The sequence below is a fragment of the Thermobispora bispora DSM 43833 genome, assembly GCF_000092645.1.
GTDB lineage: Bacteria > Actinomycetota > Actinomycetes > Streptosporangiales > Streptosporangiaceae > Thermobispora > Thermobispora bispora.
Map to the genome: position 1 here is coordinate 12,746 of NC_014165.1, position 14,117 is coordinate 26,862.

General features: G+C 70.1%; 14 protein-coding genes. 4 read left to right on the forward strand and 10 right to left on the reverse strand.

Features of this window, described 5'->3' with window-relative positions:
* Positions 1 to 197: 197 nt before the first annotated feature.
* Both TBIS_RS00055 and TBIS_RS00060 read right to left on the reverse strand, forming a co-directional pair.
* Positions 198 to 530 (reverse strand): YnfA family protein, encoded by a 333-nt coding sequence (locus TBIS_RS00055; RefSeq protein WP_013130279.1) that lies wholly within the window; start codon positions 528 to 530, stop codon positions 198 to 200.
* A gap of 232 nt (positions 531 to 762) precedes the next feature.
* The gene (locus TBIS_RS00060; RefSeq protein WP_241019784.1) at positions 763 to 1,545 is read right to left on the reverse strand and encodes a helical backbone metal receptor; all 783 of its coding nucleotides are present in this window, start codon (positions 1,543 to 1,545) and stop codon (positions 763 to 765) included.
* Positions 1,546 to 1,953: 408 nt separating this feature from the next.
* Between TBIS_RS00060 and TBIS_RS18895 the strand changes: the two genes are divergently transcribed.
* A complete protein-coding gene (locus TBIS_RS18895; RefSeq protein WP_013130281.1) occupies positions 1,954 to 2,847 on the forward strand; it encodes a hypothetical protein in 894 nt (297 codons plus the stop codon).
* Complete coding sequence (locus tag TBIS_RS00070) at positions 2,844 to 3,245, forward strand: type II toxin-antitoxin system VapC family toxin (RefSeq protein WP_013130282.1); 402 nt, start codon at positions 2,844 to 2,846, stop codon at positions 3,243 to 3,245. The genes TBIS_RS18895 and TBIS_RS00070 overlap by 4 nt, the downstream gene beginning before the upstream one ends.
* A 70-nt stretch (positions 3,246 to 3,315) precedes the next feature.
* Here TBIS_RS00070 and TBIS_RS00075 read toward each other — a convergent pair whose 3' ends face one another.
* From TBIS_RS00075 to TBIS_RS00090, 4 genes are all read right to left on the reverse strand, one after another.
* A complete protein-coding gene (locus TBIS_RS00075) occupies positions 3,316 to 5,553 on the reverse strand; it encodes a heavy metal translocating P-type ATPase (RefSeq protein ID WP_013130283.1) in 2,238 nt (745 codons plus the stop codon).
* Positions 5,554 to 5,749: 196 nt separating this feature from the next.
* Positions 5,750 to 5,977: a heavy-metal-associated domain-containing protein gene (locus tag TBIS_RS00080; RefSeq protein ID WP_013130284.1), complete on the reverse strand. Its 228-nt coding sequence runs from the start codon at positions 5,975 to 5,977 to the stop codon at positions 5,750 to 5,752.
* Positions 5,978 to 6,289: 312 nt separating this feature from the next.
* A complete protein-coding gene (locus TBIS_RS00085; protein WP_013130285.1) occupies positions 6,290 to 7,585 on the reverse strand; it encodes an ArsB/NhaD family transporter in 1,296 nt (431 codons plus the stop codon).
* The gene (locus TBIS_RS00090; protein ID WP_013130286.1) at positions 7,582 to 8,025 is read right to left on the reverse strand and encodes a CBS domain-containing protein; all 444 of its coding nucleotides are present in this window, start codon (positions 8,023 to 8,025) and stop codon (positions 7,582 to 7,584) included. Before TBIS_RS00090 ends, TBIS_RS00085 begins: the two co-directional genes overlap by 4 nt.
* Before the next feature lie 463 nt (positions 8,026 to 8,488).
* Between TBIS_RS00090 and TBIS_RS00095 the strand changes: the two genes are divergently transcribed.
* On the forward strand, positions 8,489 to 9,028 hold the full coding sequence (locus TBIS_RS00095) for a DUF488 domain-containing protein (RefSeq protein ID WP_041430989.1): 540 nt from the start codon (positions 8,489 to 8,491) through the stop codon (positions 9,026 to 9,028).
* Positions 9,029 to 9,059: 31 nt separating this feature from the next.
* Here TBIS_RS00095 and TBIS_RS00100 read toward each other — a convergent pair whose 3' ends face one another.
* The 4 genes from TBIS_RS00100 to TBIS_RS00115 are packed head-to-tail and all read right to left on the reverse strand — an operon-like array spanning position 9,060 to position 12,767.
* Positions 9,060 to 9,818, reverse strand: coding sequence for an iron ABC transporter ATP-binding protein (locus tag TBIS_RS00100; protein ID WP_013130288.1), 759 nt, complete (start codon positions 9,816 to 9,818; stop codon positions 9,060 to 9,062).
* Positions 9,815 to 10,849, reverse strand: a complete 1,035-nt coding sequence (locus TBIS_RS00105; protein WP_013130289.1) for an iron chelate uptake ABC transporter family permease subunit — start codon at positions 10,847 to 10,849, stop codon at positions 9,815 to 9,817. The genes TBIS_RS00100 and TBIS_RS00105 overlap by 4 nt, the downstream gene beginning before the upstream one ends.
* The gene (locus TBIS_RS00110) at positions 10,846 to 11,841 is read right to left on the reverse strand and encodes an ABC transporter permease (protein ID WP_013130290.1); all 996 of its coding nucleotides are present in this window, start codon (positions 11,839 to 11,841) and stop codon (positions 10,846 to 10,848) included. The genes TBIS_RS00105 and TBIS_RS00110 overlap by 4 nt, the downstream gene beginning before the upstream one ends.
* Positions 11,841 to 12,767 (reverse strand): siderophore ABC transporter substrate-binding protein, encoded by a 927-nt coding sequence (locus TBIS_RS00115; RefSeq protein ID WP_050760364.1) that lies wholly within the window; start codon positions 12,765 to 12,767, stop codon positions 11,841 to 11,843. The genes TBIS_RS00110 and TBIS_RS00115 overlap by 1 nt, the downstream gene beginning before the upstream one ends.
* Positions 12,768 to 13,372: 605 nt before the next feature.
* Here TBIS_RS00115 and TBIS_RS00120 point away from each other — a divergent pair.
* Positions 13,373 to 13,873 carry a hypothetical protein gene (locus TBIS_RS00120; RefSeq protein WP_013130292.1) on the forward strand — a complete coding sequence of 167 codons (501 nt, stop codon included), beginning with the start codon at positions 13,373 to 13,375 and terminating at the stop codon, positions 13,871 to 13,873.
* Positions 13,874 to 14,117 lie beyond the last annotated feature (244 nt).

The window sequence follows — 14,117 nt, forward strand, 5'->3', positions numbered from 1 at the left end:
GTATCCACAGCCGAGGCGCTGCCGGTGGACGGGCGACCGTGCGGGGCCACGGCGTTCTTCGCCGGATCCGGCCGGGGCAGCCGGCCCAACCCCGCTCCGGCCGTTCTCGCGGGCTTTCCGCGGCACGCGGGCGCTGCGGCAGGCCTGCGGTACGCGCGGGGACCCCACCAAGAACCTCGGCCGTTTGGCGGCTCCGGCTAGCCGCGCGGCGCGTACATGATGACCCCGACCCCGAGCAGGCAGATGGCCGCGCCGATCAGGTCCCAGCGGTCCGGGCGGAAGCCGTCCACCACCATCCCCCAGATCAGCGAGCCGGCGACGAACACGCCCCCGTAGGCGGCGAGGATCCGGCCGAAGTGGGGGTCGGGCTGGAAGGTCGCCACCAAGCCGTACAGGCCGAGGACGAGGAAGCCCGCACCGGCCCACCACAGGCCGCGCTGCTCCCGCACTCCCTGCCACACCAGCCAGGCCCCGCCGATCTCGGCGAGCGCGGCGAGCACGAACAGCAGGATGGAACGCGCGATGGTCATGGCCGCGACTCTAGACGGGCCGGACAGGCGTCTCGGCGGGCGGTCGCGGCTTCTCCTACGGCCTGGCGCCTCTCCTACGGCCTGGCCGCTGAAGGGCCTTGCACCGTCCAGCGGGCGGCCGCAGGCGCGTCCTCCCGCGGCCCGCAGGCGGCGCGGCGGGAGCACGGACGTCCACCTCACCGGATCGCCTCGCCCGGAACCGGGAGACCGCGCGGGCCCGGTCCGGCCGCGCTCAGCCCGCGCTCCGCGCCTTGGCGTCGCGGAGCTGCCCGGTGAGCAGCCCGGGCGCCTCGATCAGGGACGGCCCGTACCAGGAGAGATGCCGGCCGCTGACCAAGGCGGCCGGGATCCCGGGGAAGCACTCGGGCCCGTCGTCCTCGGTGAACCGGTACGGCTCATCCGGCAGGACCACGAGGTCGGGCTCGGTCTCCCGGATCCGGTCGAGCGGCATCTTCGGGTACCGCTCCGGGTGGCCGGAGAAGACGTTGGTGACGCCCAGCCGGGCGAGCACGTCCCCGGTGAAGGTGTCCCGGCCGACGACCATCCACGGCCGCCGCCACACCACGATCGCGGCCCGGCGCGCGGGGGCGAACGCGGGGGCCGGCGCCCGCCAGGCCTCGGCCGCCCGGTCGAGCCAGGCCGGCCGGGGCAGCCGGCAGGCCACGGTGAGCATGCGGTCGAGCGAGCGGAGCGCCTCGTCCACGGTCCGGATGACCGTCGTCCACACCGGGATCCCGGACTCGCGGAGCGCCGCCAGATCGGGCTCCCGGTTCTCCTCGAAGTTGGCGAGCACGATGTCGGGCCGCAGCGACCGGATCAGCTCCAGGTCGGGGTTCTTGGTCCCCCGGACCCTGGGCACGTCGAGGCCGGGCGGGTGCGTGCACCAGTTCGTGGCGCCGGCGAGCAGGCTCTCATCCGTGGCGGCGACGGCCTCGGTGAGGGAGGGAACGAGGGAGACCACGCGGCGGACGGTGTCCGGCACGGGAACGGGCAGGCCAAGGTCGTCGTACTCCACCCGATCACCGTAACCGCTGCACGGCAGGCCCGGCCTGCCCCCTGCCGGCCTTGTGGACACGAGAGGACGATCCTGTCCGGGAATCCCGGTCGGGCACAGGGCGGATGCGGGCTGGGATCCACACGATGCCGACGTCAGGGGCAGCTTGAACGACGCGTGCCGCACTACGTTGACCTCACACGGCCAGAACGCCGACGGGGTGCGATCGAGCTGGGTGTGCATAGCTGCCGCCATGGTGCCCGTGAGGTTTTGAAATCGGTTCGCTCCCGTGGTCATCCATATGCCCGATCTTGCGGGAATCCTTGTCGTGCTCATCTGACTTCCGAGACCGAAAATCGCGAAGGAAGTGCCGCGGCTGGGAGATGGTCTCTAGGGTTACGGTGAGGCGAGGGCGGAGGTGAGGAAGCCATGGGCGCGCTGGATGCCGGAAGATCATCGAATTTTTCGATGACGGTCAGTGTCAGTGGCCCGGTCACCGAAGGCGGCCGGCTGCCGTTGGCTGAACTGGCTCGAATCGCGAGCGGTCTGCAGATGACCTTGGAGCGGCTCGCCCTGGCAAGCACCGGTACGTCCATCAAGCCGGGACGCAGACCACGTGATGTCGTGGACGCCGTGCGGCTGGACTTCACCGGATTTCACGAAGGCTCAGCGGTTCTCGAGGTCTCCAGGCCGCAGGAAGAAGCAATGAACGACCTATTGCGTGAATCGCTGCGGATGCTTGGCGAGGGAATAGAATTCCTCCGCCAAGGACATCCGTTGCCGGCATATCTGACGCCTCCCGTGCTGAATGGGCTCCGCGAGCTGGCCGGTGGTATCAGCCCGCACGGCGTGAGCAGAATTCAGTTCCAGCACCCCGGCGGTGGTTTCGTCATCGATTCCGTCTTCCGCGAGGCGTTGCGCCGCACACCCGCGCAGGCAACAGAGCGAGAAGTCACCGTGGTAGGCCGGCTCCACATGGGCGACTTCTCTCCCGCGACCCTGCGGTGCCGGATAGATACCTATGCGGGAAGCATCCTCGCCGACTTCGGAAGTGATCTTCGTGATGTGATTTTGGACGCCATGGACCAATTGGTCATGGCGAGTGGACGGGCTGAGCTTCAGCCCGACGGCGTGACCGTGCGGGTCATGCACCTGGAGACCGTGAAGCGCCTGACAGGTGCGCCTATCACGCCATTGGACAGGCTGGCTCAGGAACAAGGCGTCCGCCCCATTGGCAACGTCGACGAGCTGAGGGGCGATCCGATCGATGACTTGGAGGAGTTCCTCGAAGTCATCACCGCCGCACGTCGAGGAGAAGAATGAGATACGTCTTCGTGGATACCGACGTGTTCTCCTACCTGTGGCAGGGTGTGAATGTCGAGCGATATAGACGCCATCTCGAGGGCGTCATTCCGGCGTTGAGCTTCGCCTCCGTTGGTGAGCTCTACTATGGGGCTGCAAAGAAGGGCTGGGGAGCGAAGAAGCTCCAAAGTCTGGAAGAAGCGATACGTCGCTATCTCATAGCTCCCTATCACGAGGACATCGCCCGTCTGTGGGGCACGCTGCGGGCGAGGGCGGCCGCGCAAGGGCACGCGCTAGGTGCTCCGCAGCAAGCAAACGATCTTTGGGTTTGTGCCACGGCCATCTACTACGACGCGCCCTTACTCACCGGCAACCATCGTCACTTCGCCAATTTTCCTGGGCTCTCACTCTTGGTGTGACGTCAGCCGGATGGCGGCCGCACGGCGGGCGGCGTGAGACACCTCCCCTGAGGATCGCCGCGCAGCGCGGTCACCGGAAGCGGCGCAGGCGCAGGCTGTTGCTCACCACGAAGAAGCTGGAGAACGCCATCGCCGCCCCGGCGATCATCGGGTTGAGCATGCCGGCCGCGGCGAGCGGCAGCGCCGCCACGTTGTAGGCGAACGCCCAGAACAGGTTCCCCTTGATCGTGCGGAGCGTGCGGCGGGAGAGCCGGATCGCGTCGGCGGCCGCCCGCAGGTCGCCGCGGACCAGGATCAGGTCGGCGGCCTCGATGGCCACGTCGGTCCCGCTGCCCATGGCGAGGCCGAGGTCGGCCTGGGCGAGCGCGGGCGCGTCGTTGACGCCGTCCCCGACCATGGCCACGGTCCGCCCCTCCGCCTGGAGCCGCTTGATCACATCGACCTTGTCGGCGGGGAGCACCTCGGCGATCACCTCGTCGACCCCGATCTCGGCGGCGACCGCCTTGGCGACCGCCTCCCCGTCCCCGGTGAGCAGCACCGGGGTGAGGCCGAGCTCGCGGAGCCGGGCGACGGCCTCGGCACTGGTCGGCTTCACCGTGTCGGCGACCGTGAACACCGCCCGGACCTCGCCGTCCCAGCCGGCGAGCACGGCGGTACGGCCGGCCGCCTCGGCGGCGCGCAGCGCCTCGGCGAGCCCGCCGGGGAGGTGATGCCCCCGCTCGGTGAGGAACGCGGCCCGGCCGACGGTGACCGCCCGGCCGTCCACGACGCCGTGGACGCCCAGGCCTTCGACGTTGCTGAACGCCTCAGGGGTGGGAAGCTCGCCTAGCCGTTCGGCGGCGGCGCGGGCGATCGCCTGGGCGATGGGGTGCTCGGAGGCGTGCTCGAGCGCGCCGGCGAGGCGCAGCGCCTCCTCCTCGGTGGTGCCCTCGGCGGTGGTGAGCCCGGTGAGCCGCATCCGCCCCTCGGTGACGGTGCCGGTCTTGTCCAGGACGATGGTGTCGATCCGCCGGGTGGACTCCAGCACCTCCGGTCCCCGGATCAGGATGCCGAGCTGGGCTCCGCGTCCGGTGCCGACGAGCAGCGCGGTCGGGGTGGCGAGGCCGAGCGCGCACGGGCAGGCGATGATGAGCACGGCCACGGCCGCGGTGAAGGCGGCGGTCGCCCCGGCGCCGGTGGCGAGCCAGAAGCCGAGCGTGCCGAGGGCGAGCACGATCACGATCGGCACGAACACCCCGGAGATCCGGTCGGCGAGCCGTTGCACCTCGGCCTTGCGGCTCTGCGCCTCCTCGACCAGCTTCGCCATCTGGGCGAGCTGGGTGTCCGCGCCGACCCGGGTGGCCCGGACCACCAGGCGCCCGCTCGTGTTGACCGTGGCCCCGGTCACCGGGTCGCCCGGCCGTACCTCGACCGGGACGGATTCACCGGTGAGCATGGAGACGTCGACCGCGGAGGCGCCCTCTTCGACGACCCCGTCGGTGGCGATCTTCTCCCCCGGGCGGACCACGAACCGGTCGCCCACCTTGAGGTGGGCCACGGGCAGCCGGACCTCCCGGCCGTTGCGGAGCACGGCCACGTCCTTGGCCCCGAGGTCGAGGAGCGCGCGGAGCGCGGCGCCGGTGCGGCGCCGGGACCGGAGCTCGAAGTACCGTCCGGCGAGGACGAACGCGGTGACCCCGGCGGCGACCTCCAGGTAGATGTCGCCGGTGCCGCCGTCGCGGGAGACGGTGAACTCGAAGCCGTGGGTCATGCCGGGCTCGCCGGCCGTGCCGAAGAAGAGCGCCCACAGCGACCAGCCCAGCGCCGCGATCGTGCCGATGGAGATCAGCGTGTCCATGGTCGTGGCGCGGTGCCGCAGGTTGGCCAGGGCGGCCTTGTGGAACGGCCAGCCGCCGTAGAGCACGACCGGGAGGGTGAGCGCGAGCGACACCCACTGCCAGTAGGGGAACTGGAGCGCCGGGACCATCGCCATCGCGATGACCGGTACGGCGAGCACGACCGAGGTGATCAGGCGGGCCCGGAGCGCGGCGAGACCGTCGGCGTCCTCGTCGCTGGGCCGCTCGGCGGAGGACAGGCGGGCGCCGTATCCGGCCTTCTCCACCTCGGCGACGAGCAGCTCGGGGTCGAAGCCCTCGGGGATGGTGACCGTGGCCTTCTCGGTGGCGTAGTTGACCGTGGCGATCACGCCGTCGAGCTTGTTGAGCTTGCGCTCGATCCGGTTCGCACAGGACGCGCAGGTCATGCCGGTGATCGAGAGTTCCACGGTGGCGCCGGTCGCTCGTGGGTCCCGGTGGGTGAGCGAGGCCATCACCACTCCTTTCTCGGGTCGAGCCCGCGTTGCCGTGGGCCGCCGGCCCCGGTGCGCAGTGGATGCGGTGGACGTTACGTCGCCAGGGCCGGGATCTTGGTGCGGCCGGCCCCGTGCCGGCGCGGTCGATGCGCGTGCCGCCGGGCGGTGGCCCGGTGCCCGGCGGAGGGCTGCCGGCGTGGGCTCGCCGTGCAGCCTACTCGCCCGTCCCGGAGGCGGGCTCGGTCACCACCTGGTATCCGGCCTCTTCGACGGCGGCGACGATCGCGGCCGGGTCGATCGGAGCGTCGCTCTCGACCCGCATGCGGCCGGTCTCCAGGTCGACGTCGACCCGGGTGACGCCGGGGATGGCGCCGACCTCCTCCTTGACCGAGCTGACGCAGTGGCCGCAGGTCATGCCCTTGATCGTGTACGTGGCGGTCATGGCACCTCGGACTATTCCCTCTTCATCCTATATGCCGGGAAACATACCCTACCCCTCTAGGGTATATCCAGAGGTGTGCGGGCCGCCGGGCGGTGCCGCTCCGGACGGCCGGCCGGGGCCGCGGTGCGCAGGACGCCACACCGCGCAAGAGGGCTCAGGGTACGGCACGCGGCCGGTGCGGCGACATGCGCGCACGGCCGCGGCCGAGGTCGTTCCCGGCGGCACGCGCCGGTTCAGGCGAAGAAGCGGCAGCCTTTCACGCGCTGGGCACGGCGCCCGGCGGCTCCTACCCCGTGCCGTCCGGGGTGGCCGTCAGACCAGGTAGCGCAGCCACAGGTACGGCATGGAGATGGCGATGGTGGCGAAGGCCACCACGGCACCGTACCGGGTGAACTGCCAGAAGCTGATCGGGGACTTGTTCCGCTCGGCGAGCCCCAGGATGACCACGTTGGCCGACGCCCCGATCGCGGTGGCGTTGCCGCCGAGGTCCGCGCCGAGGGCGAGCGCCCACCACAGCACATGCCCGTTGGTGCCGCCCTCGGGCATCTGCTGGACCAGGTGCTCCACGATCGGGCTCATCGCCGCCACGTACGGGATGTTGTCCACGATCGCCGACAGGCCGGCCGATCCCCAGAGCAGGACCATCGAGGTGAGGAACGGGCGGCCCGCGCCGGCGGAGGCGGCGGCCTCGGAGACCGTGCCGATGACACCGGTGTTGACCAGGGCGCCGACCATCACGAAGAGGCCGATGAAGAAGACCAGGGTCGGCCACTCCACGTCGCGGACCACGTCCTCGACCTTGACCTTGGTGATCAGCATCAGCAGCCCGGCGCCGAGGAGCGCGACCACCGACGGTTCGTAGTGGAGCACCGGGTGGAGCACGAACGCGGCCATCACCACGGAGAGCACGCCCAGGCTCTGCTTCAGCAGCACGTGGTCCCTGATGGCCGCCTTCTCATCGAGCTGCATGATCTCCGCCGCGCGCTCCGGGTCGTACGTGAACGCCTTCCGGAACAGCAGGCGGCACAGCCCGAGGAAGGCGACCATCAGCAGCACGACCAGCGGCGCGAGGTGGACGAGGAAGTCGTTGAAGGTCAGCCCGGCCCGGCTGGCGATGATGATGTTCGGCGGGTCGCCGACCAGCGTCGCCGTGCCGCCGATGTTCGACGCCAGCGCCTCCGCGATCAGGTACGGGGCGACGGGCAGGGCGAGCCGCTCGCAGACGAGGAACGTGACCGGTGCGACGAGCAGCACCGTGGTGACGTTGTCGAGCAGGGCCGACGCGCTCGCGGTGATCACTGTGAGCAGGACCATGAGCCGGAAGGGCCGGCCCTGGGCCCGTTTGGCCGCCCAGATCGCCAGGTATTCGAAGACGCCGGTCCGCCGCAGCACCCCGACGATGACCATCATGCCGAGGAGCAGGAAGATGACGTTCCAGTCGACCCCGGAACGTTCCGAGAAGAAGGCGGACTCGGCGTCCGTGCCGTGAATGAGCAGGAGGATCCCCGCGCCGAGCAGGGCGGCCTTGACCCGGTGGATCTTCTCCGTGGCGATGAGGACGTAGACGGCGAGAAAGACGAACGTCGCCAGCCAAGCGGTGATCGTCATGCAGAGAACAGCCTGTTCATGAGGGGGTGGAGGGCGACCGCGCCGAGGAGCCGGCCCTTCTCCACGATCGCCACGAGGGGGCATCGCGTGCGCGCCATGAGCGCGGCGAGCTCGAGGAGGGTGGCGTCGGGATCCGCGATGGGCAGCTCACTGGGCCGGTCCGGGAGTACCTGCCGGACCGTGCGGCGGCTCAGCGCCTCGGCGAACCGGTCCGCGTGCGCCTCGTCGATCACCCGGGCGAGCGCCGGGTCTTCCTGGCAGTACTGGGGAATGGCGAGGCGGAGGACCTGGGTGCCGGAGAGGATCGAGTAGGGCGTCCCGCGCTCGTCCAGCACGATGAGGCCGGGCAGCTTGCTTTCGATCATCAGATTCGCCGCGTCGATGACGGGCGAGTCCAGGCTGACGGCGGGGGACGGAACCATCAGGTCGCGGGCGCGCATCATCTGCTCCTACGGGGTGGGAGGTACCGGAATTCCCTTCCGGTATCACTCAGCAGAACCGCACTCCGCCGACCAGACTTCCCGGCACACCCGGTCCATCCTACAAATCGCCGCGCAACGGGAGCAAGCCTCCAACCTTGGGTTTTTCAGGGCTCGAGGCCCGCGGGTGTGCCGCGCCGTACGGCGGGCCCGGCCGGTGATCGGCGTACCCGACCCGCCGATCACCGCCGCTCACCCGGCGGAGCGGATCGATCGCCCTCCCCGGTGCGCGGCCGTAACCGGTCCTGCGGCCGGTTCCGGCCGGGCGCCCGGGCCCGTCGTGCCCCGCAGGGCCGGGAGCGTCCGCCACCCGGCTTCCGCCCATCCGGCTCCGCGCCCGCGCACGGGCTCCCGCGGCGCAGGCCACCGTCGCCACGGCGCGCCGTACCCGGGCACCGGCCGGGGTGGCATAGCGTCGGGAGGGATGGAGGTGTTCACCGTAGGGCACGGCGCGCGGCGGATCGACGAGTTCCTCGCGGTGCTGCGGGAGGCCGGGGTGACCACCCTGGCCGACGTGCGCCGGTTCCCCGGGTCGCGGCGGCACCCGCACTTCGGGCGCGAGGCGCTCGCCGCCGCGCTCGCCGAGGCGGGCATCCGCTACGAGTGGCACGGCAAGGCCCTGGGCGGGCGCCGGTCCCGGCGGCCGCGGTCCCGGCACACCGCGCTCCGGCACGCCGCGTTCGCCGGGTACGCCGACCACATGGACACGCCGGAGTTCCGTACGGCGGTGCAGGAGCTGGCGGAGCGCGCCCGTGATGAGCGGATCGCGGTGATGTGCGCGGAGACCGTCTGGTGGCACTGCCACCGCATGCTCATCGCCGACGCGCTCGCGATGCGCGGCGTGAGCGTGGTCCACCTGCTCGCCGTCGGCCGGCGTGAGCCGTACCGGCCGCACCCGGCGGTACGGCGCGGGGACGACGGATGGCCGGTGTACGACGTGCCCGACACCCTGCCCGGCCTTTAGGAAGGCAGACCCGGATGGGCGCCGGTGGGCGTCAGGCGAAGTAGACGCCGATGCGGTGGCCGGAGAGCTCGTGCACGTCGATGCCGAGGTCGTAGACCTCGGCGAGGATCTCCGGGGTCATCATCTCGGCGGTCGGACCCTGGGCGATCACCTTGCCGTTCTTCATCGCCACGATCGTGTCGGAGTGGCACGAGGCGAAGTTGATGTCGTGCACCACGATGACCACGGTCTTGCCGTAGTCGTCGGCCATGCGGCGCAGGCGGCGCATCATGTGCACCGAGTGCCGCATGTCGAGGTTGTTGAGCGGCTCGTCGAGCAGCACGTAGTCGGTGTCCTGGCAGAGCACCATCGCGACGAACGCGCGCTGCCGCTGGCCGCCGGAGAGCTGGTCGAGGTGGCGGTCGGCGAGGTCGGTGAGCTCGAAGTAGCGCATCGCCTCGTCGACGAGCCGGTGGTCCTCGGCGGTGAGCCGGCCCTGGGTGTGCGGGAACCGGCCGAAGGCGACGAGCTCCCGCACGGTGAGCCGGACCGGCATGTGGTTGTCCTGGCGGAGGATGGCGAGCCGCCGGGCGAGCCGCTCGGTGGGGGTGGTGGCGACGTCCATGCCGTCAACGGTCACGGTGCCCTCGTCGGCGGGGATCAGGCGGCTGATGATCGACAGCAGGGTGGACTTGCCCGCGCCGTTGGCGCCGATGATCGAGGTCACGCCGCCGCGGGGGATGGTGAGCGACACCCGGTCGACGACGACGTGCTCGCCGTACCGTTTGGTGACGTTCGTTATTTCGATCACCGTCGGGACTCCCGGATGAGCAGGACGATGAAGTAGATGCCGCCGATGAAGTTGACGATCACGGTGAGGGCGGTGTCCATGGTGAAGACCCGCTCGAGGATGAGCTGGCCGCCCACCAGCGTGATCACCGCGATCAGCGCGGCGGCGGGCAGCAGGGCGCCGTGCCGGAAGGTGCCGGTGAGCTGCCGGGCGAGGTTCGCCACCAGCAGGCCGAGGAAGGTGATCGGCCCCACGAGCGCGGTGGCGACCGAGACGAGCACCGCGACGATCACCAGCGCCCGGTTCACCACCGCGGCGTGGTCCACGCCGAGGCTCACCGCGTGGTCCCGGCCGAGGGCGACGACGTCGAGCCGCCGGCACAGGCGGATCGCCCAGATCGCCATCGCGCCGATGAGCAGCGCGGAGAAGCCGAGCAGCCCGGGGTCGACCTGGTTGACGCTGGCGAACAGACTGTCCTGCAGGACGACGAAGTCGTTGGGGTTGATCAGGCGGGCGGCGAGCGAGGAGAGGCTGCCGAACAGGGTGCCGAAGATCACCCCGGCGAGCACCATCACGTACAGGTCCCGCCCGCGGCGGCCGAAGAGCCACCGGTAGAGCAGGACGGCGAAGCCGACCATCGCCACCACCTGACCGGAGAAGAGCAGGCGAGGGTCGGCCGAGGCCAGCGCGAGCGCCCCGAACAGGAACACCAGCACGGTCTGGATCAGCACGAAGAGCTGATCGAAACCCATGATCGACGGGGTGAGGATGCGGTTGCCGGTCACGGTCTGGAACAGCACGCTCGACCAGGCGATCGCGACGCCGACCACGGCCATTGTGGCGATCTTGCGAGACCGGATCGCGAGCGCGAACTCCCAGTTCCCGGCGATGCCGGCGAAGGCGAAGGCGGCGACCGCGCCGAGGGCGAGCAGCGCGAGCACCGCGATCGTGCGCCGCTCGCGCCGCCGGGCCGCCGCGAACGCCTCGCCCGTGGAGCGGGCGGCGGCGCCGGTGCGCGTGGGCGCCACCGTTGATTCGGCCGTCGTGGTCATCGCACCCCCAACCGCCTGCCGCCGCGGAGGAGCAGCACGAGGAAGATCGCGCTGCCGATCACGCCGAGCACGGTGGAGACCGGGATCTCGTACGGGAAGCGGATCACCCGGCCGGCCACGTCGCAGAGCAGCACGAACAGCGCACCGGTGAGCGCGGTCGCCGGAAGGGCGTACCGCAGGTTGTCCCCGAGCGCGAGCGTCACCAGGTTGGGGACGATCAGGCTGACGAACGGGATCTCGCCGACCGTCACCACGACCACGGCGGTGATCACCGAGGCGAGCACCAGCCCGGTGTTCACCACCCGGTCGTACCGCACGCCGAGGTTGATCGCGAAGCTGCGGCCCATGCCGGCCACGGTGAACCGGTCGGCGTACAGGTAGCCGAGGAGGGTCACCGTGCCCGCGATCCACAGCAGTTCGTAGCGGCCGCGCAGCACCGCCGAGAAGTCGCCCGAGGTCCACGCGCCGAGGGTCTGCAGCAGGTCGTACCGGTACGCGACGAACGTGGTGGCGGCGCCGATCACCCCGCCGAACATGATCCCGGCGAGGGGAACGAGGATCATGTCCCGGAAGGTGAGCCGCCGCAGCAGCGTCATGAAGACGAAGGTCCCGGCCAGCGCGCAGGCCACCGCGAGCGCCATCTTGACGATCACGGCCTCTCCCCCGGCGAACAGCGTCGCCACGAGCACGCCCAAGGTCGCCGACTCGGTGGTGCCCGCGGTGGAGGGGGACACGAAGCGGTTCCCGGTGATGTGCATCATCACCAGGCCGGCCACGCTCATCGCGGTCCCGGCGAGCAGTACGGCGAGCAGCCGCGGCAGCCGGGACTCGACGAGGAGGCGCACGTCCTCCTCCCGCGCGTGCAGCAGCCCGGCCGGGGTCATATCGCCGACGCCGATGAACAGCGAGGCGGCGGCCAGGGCGGCGAGCAGCACCACCCCGGCCGCCAGGTGCCACGCGCGGAGCCGGCCGGCGGACGACGGCTTTCGCATCACGACAGGCTGTCGCCGACCGCCTTCACCATGTTCTCCACCGAGCTCAGGGCGTTCGGCGCGATGTACCAGGTGAAGGGGTCCAGGTAGATGATCTTGTTGTTCTTCGCGGCCTTGGTGCCGTTGACGAGCGCGTTGTCGAGCACCTTCTGGGCGGGCTGGCCCTCCTCCCCGATCGCCGCGTCGCGGTCGATGACGTAGAGCAGGTCGGGGTCGGTCTTGGCGATGAACTCGGCGGTGATCGCCTCACCGTGGGTGTCCACCTTGAGGTTCGGGTCGGCCGGCTTCACCCCGATCACGTCGTGGATGAGGCCGAACCGGGAGCCTGGCCCGAAGGCGCTCATCTTGCCGCCGGTGGTGAGCACGATCAGCCCGGTGCGGTCGCCGGCCTTGGCCTTGGTCTCCTGCACGGCCGCGTCGATCGCGTCGAGCCGCTGCTTGACCTCGGCCTCCTTGCCGAAGATGGCGCCGATCGCCTCCATGCGCTGCCGGAAGCTGCCGAGGAAGTCGGAGAAGTCGATGCTGAGGTCGACGGTGCGGGCGATCTTCGTCAGCTCTCCGTACGCGGCGGCGGACCGGGCGGCGACGATGATCAGGTCAGGGCTGAGCGAGTTGACCTTCTCGTAGTCCGGCTCGAACAGCGAGCCGACCTTGGGGTACTCGTCGCCCGCGTACTTGGCGAGGTTGTCCGGGAGGTTCTCCACCGAGGGCACCCCGGCCACCTTGACGCCGAGCTCGTCGAGGGTGGCGAGCACGCCCACGTCGAACACGATCACCTTCTGCGGGTTCTTGGGCACGCTCGTGCTGCCCTGAGCGTGGGCGACGGTCACCTGCTCCGCGGACTGCTGCGGGGTCGCGGCGGTGTCCCTCGAACCGGAGCGCTCACCGCCGCACGCGGCGAGGACCAGCAGTGCTGGCACCAGCATCAATGCGAACAAACGGCGTACTAGGGGCTGGGAACGCACAGAACCTCCAAGGGCGAACCGAGGTTAGGTAAGGCAAACCTAATATGCGTCCGATCCGCTCTGTCACCCACCCCCACTCTTCACGCCAAGTGCAACCCATGGACCGCTGTGCGCAGAGGTCGTCGTGATGTGGTGCTCCGGGGGTGTCCCGCAGGCCGCCGTGCCGAATGTGCCGGCACGGCTCCGCGGAGACCGGTCGAGGATCGCCAGGAGCGAAGGGCGCGCTCCAGGGCCTGTGCTCACGGCTGCCGGGAGCGCGGTGCCGCCGTCGCCCGGACGGTGGCGAGGACACCGAGAGGACGGCGGTCAGGCGGAGCATGGACCGGAGGTCCGGACGCCGGGAATTCGCTGAGACGTGACGGCGCTCGTGGCTCGGCGTGGCGAAGAGGCGTGAGATTTCCGCGGATCACTTTGTGGCCGACCCATTTCGGTTTTCGTCTCCGGTGGATAATGCCCAGGGCATTGTCACGGTCTGTCGATTTGGTCAGTGAATGCTGCCTTGGTCGCGATGATCGGATCCGCTTATCGTCCTTGTAGGGCATTCGTGGCAGACGAGGGGGCGAATAGTGGAAACCGAAGCTTCTTCCGGCCGGGACACGTCATTTTTGAAGAATTTCCTTCGGGTGCTGACCGGCCGCGAACTGCGGGAGCTGCGCGAGGAGAGACGCAGATTCCTCGACGACAAGAACGCGCTGCTGGCCGAGCTCAGGAGCGTCGTCGACGAAGCGAATCGCGTGACAACAGCGCTGAGAGAGACGGCTGATGAGGCCGTGAATGAAATCAAGAAGGCGGTCGAGGAAATCCAGCAGGAAACCGATTCCGCCCCCAGCATGGGCGAGCGCCTCTCTCACGAGCTGCTTCAGCACTGGAAGCAGGAAAGGAACTGGAACACGAGCGCCATCATGAGCCTCGAGGCGCTGGCCGTGAACGGGAAAACGGATCTCGCCCAGTGGGCTGCAGCCGAGCTCCGAAATGGCGGCACGATCAGTCTCGGCAGGGACGCCAAGAAGCGGCTCATTTTGCTGTCGGAAGGAAAGGTGACCCCCGGCGCAGGGGCAAGACGGTGAGCCCGTCGAACGGCCGGACTCCTCCGGCATCGGCTGGCGGAGGCAACGGGACCGGGCTGACGCACGGCCAGCCGCCGGCGTTGGACTTCTCCTCGAACCCGTCTGGGCCGGAGTCCGTGAACCCGGCTGTGTTGCCGGAGTCCTCGAACGGCGTCACGGCACCCTCACCCGAGCACGGGGAGTCACCCGCACCGGCGGTGGAGATCCGACCGTCGCAGTGAGACGCGACCGGTCCGTCGCCGGG

Bases quoted from the DNA above. Each gene is read 5' to 3' on its own strand.
- TBIS_RS00055 (WP_013130279.1), bottom strand. From the start codon at position 530: ATGACCATCGCGCGTTCCATCCTGCTGTTCGTGCTCGCCGCGCTCGCC.
- TBIS_RS00095 (WP_041430989.1), top strand. From the start codon at position 8,489: ATGGAGGTGTTCACCGTAGGGCACGGCGCGCGGCGGATCGACGAGTTC.
- TBIS_RS18895 (WP_013130281.1), top strand. From the start codon at position 1,954: ATGGGCGCGCTGGATGCCGGAAGATCATCGAATTTTTCGATGACGGTC.
- TBIS_RS00080 (WP_013130284.1), bottom strand. From the start codon at position 5,977: ATGACCGCCACGTACACGATCAAGGGCATGACCTGCGGCCACTGCGTC.
- TBIS_RS00105 (WP_013130289.1), bottom strand. From the start codon at position 10,849: ATGACCACGACGGCCGAATCAACGGTGGCGCCCACGCGCACCGGCGCC.
- TBIS_RS00115 (WP_050760364.1), bottom strand. From the start codon at position 12,767: ATGCTGGTGCCAGCACTGCTGGTCCTCGCCGCGTGCGGCGGTGAGCGC.
- TBIS_RS00090 (WP_013130286.1), bottom strand. From the start codon at position 8,025: ATGCGCGCCCGCGACCTGATGGTTCCGTCCCCCGCCGTCAGCCTGGAC.
- TBIS_RS00075 (WP_013130283.1), bottom strand. From the start codon at position 5,553: ATGGCCTCGCTCACCCACCGGGACCCACGAGCGACCGGCGCCACCGTG.
- TBIS_RS00070 (WP_013130282.1), top strand. From the start codon at position 2,844: ATGAGATACGTCTTCGTGGATACCGACGTGTTCTCCTACCTGTGGCAG.
- TBIS_RS00085 (WP_013130285.1), bottom strand. From the start codon at position 7,585: ATGACGATCACCGCTTGGCTGGCGACGTTCGTCTTTCTCGCCGTCTAC.
- TBIS_RS00110 (WP_013130290.1), bottom strand. From the start codon at position 11,841: ATGCGAAAGCCGTCGTCCGCCGGCCGGCTCCGCGCGTGGCACCTGGCG.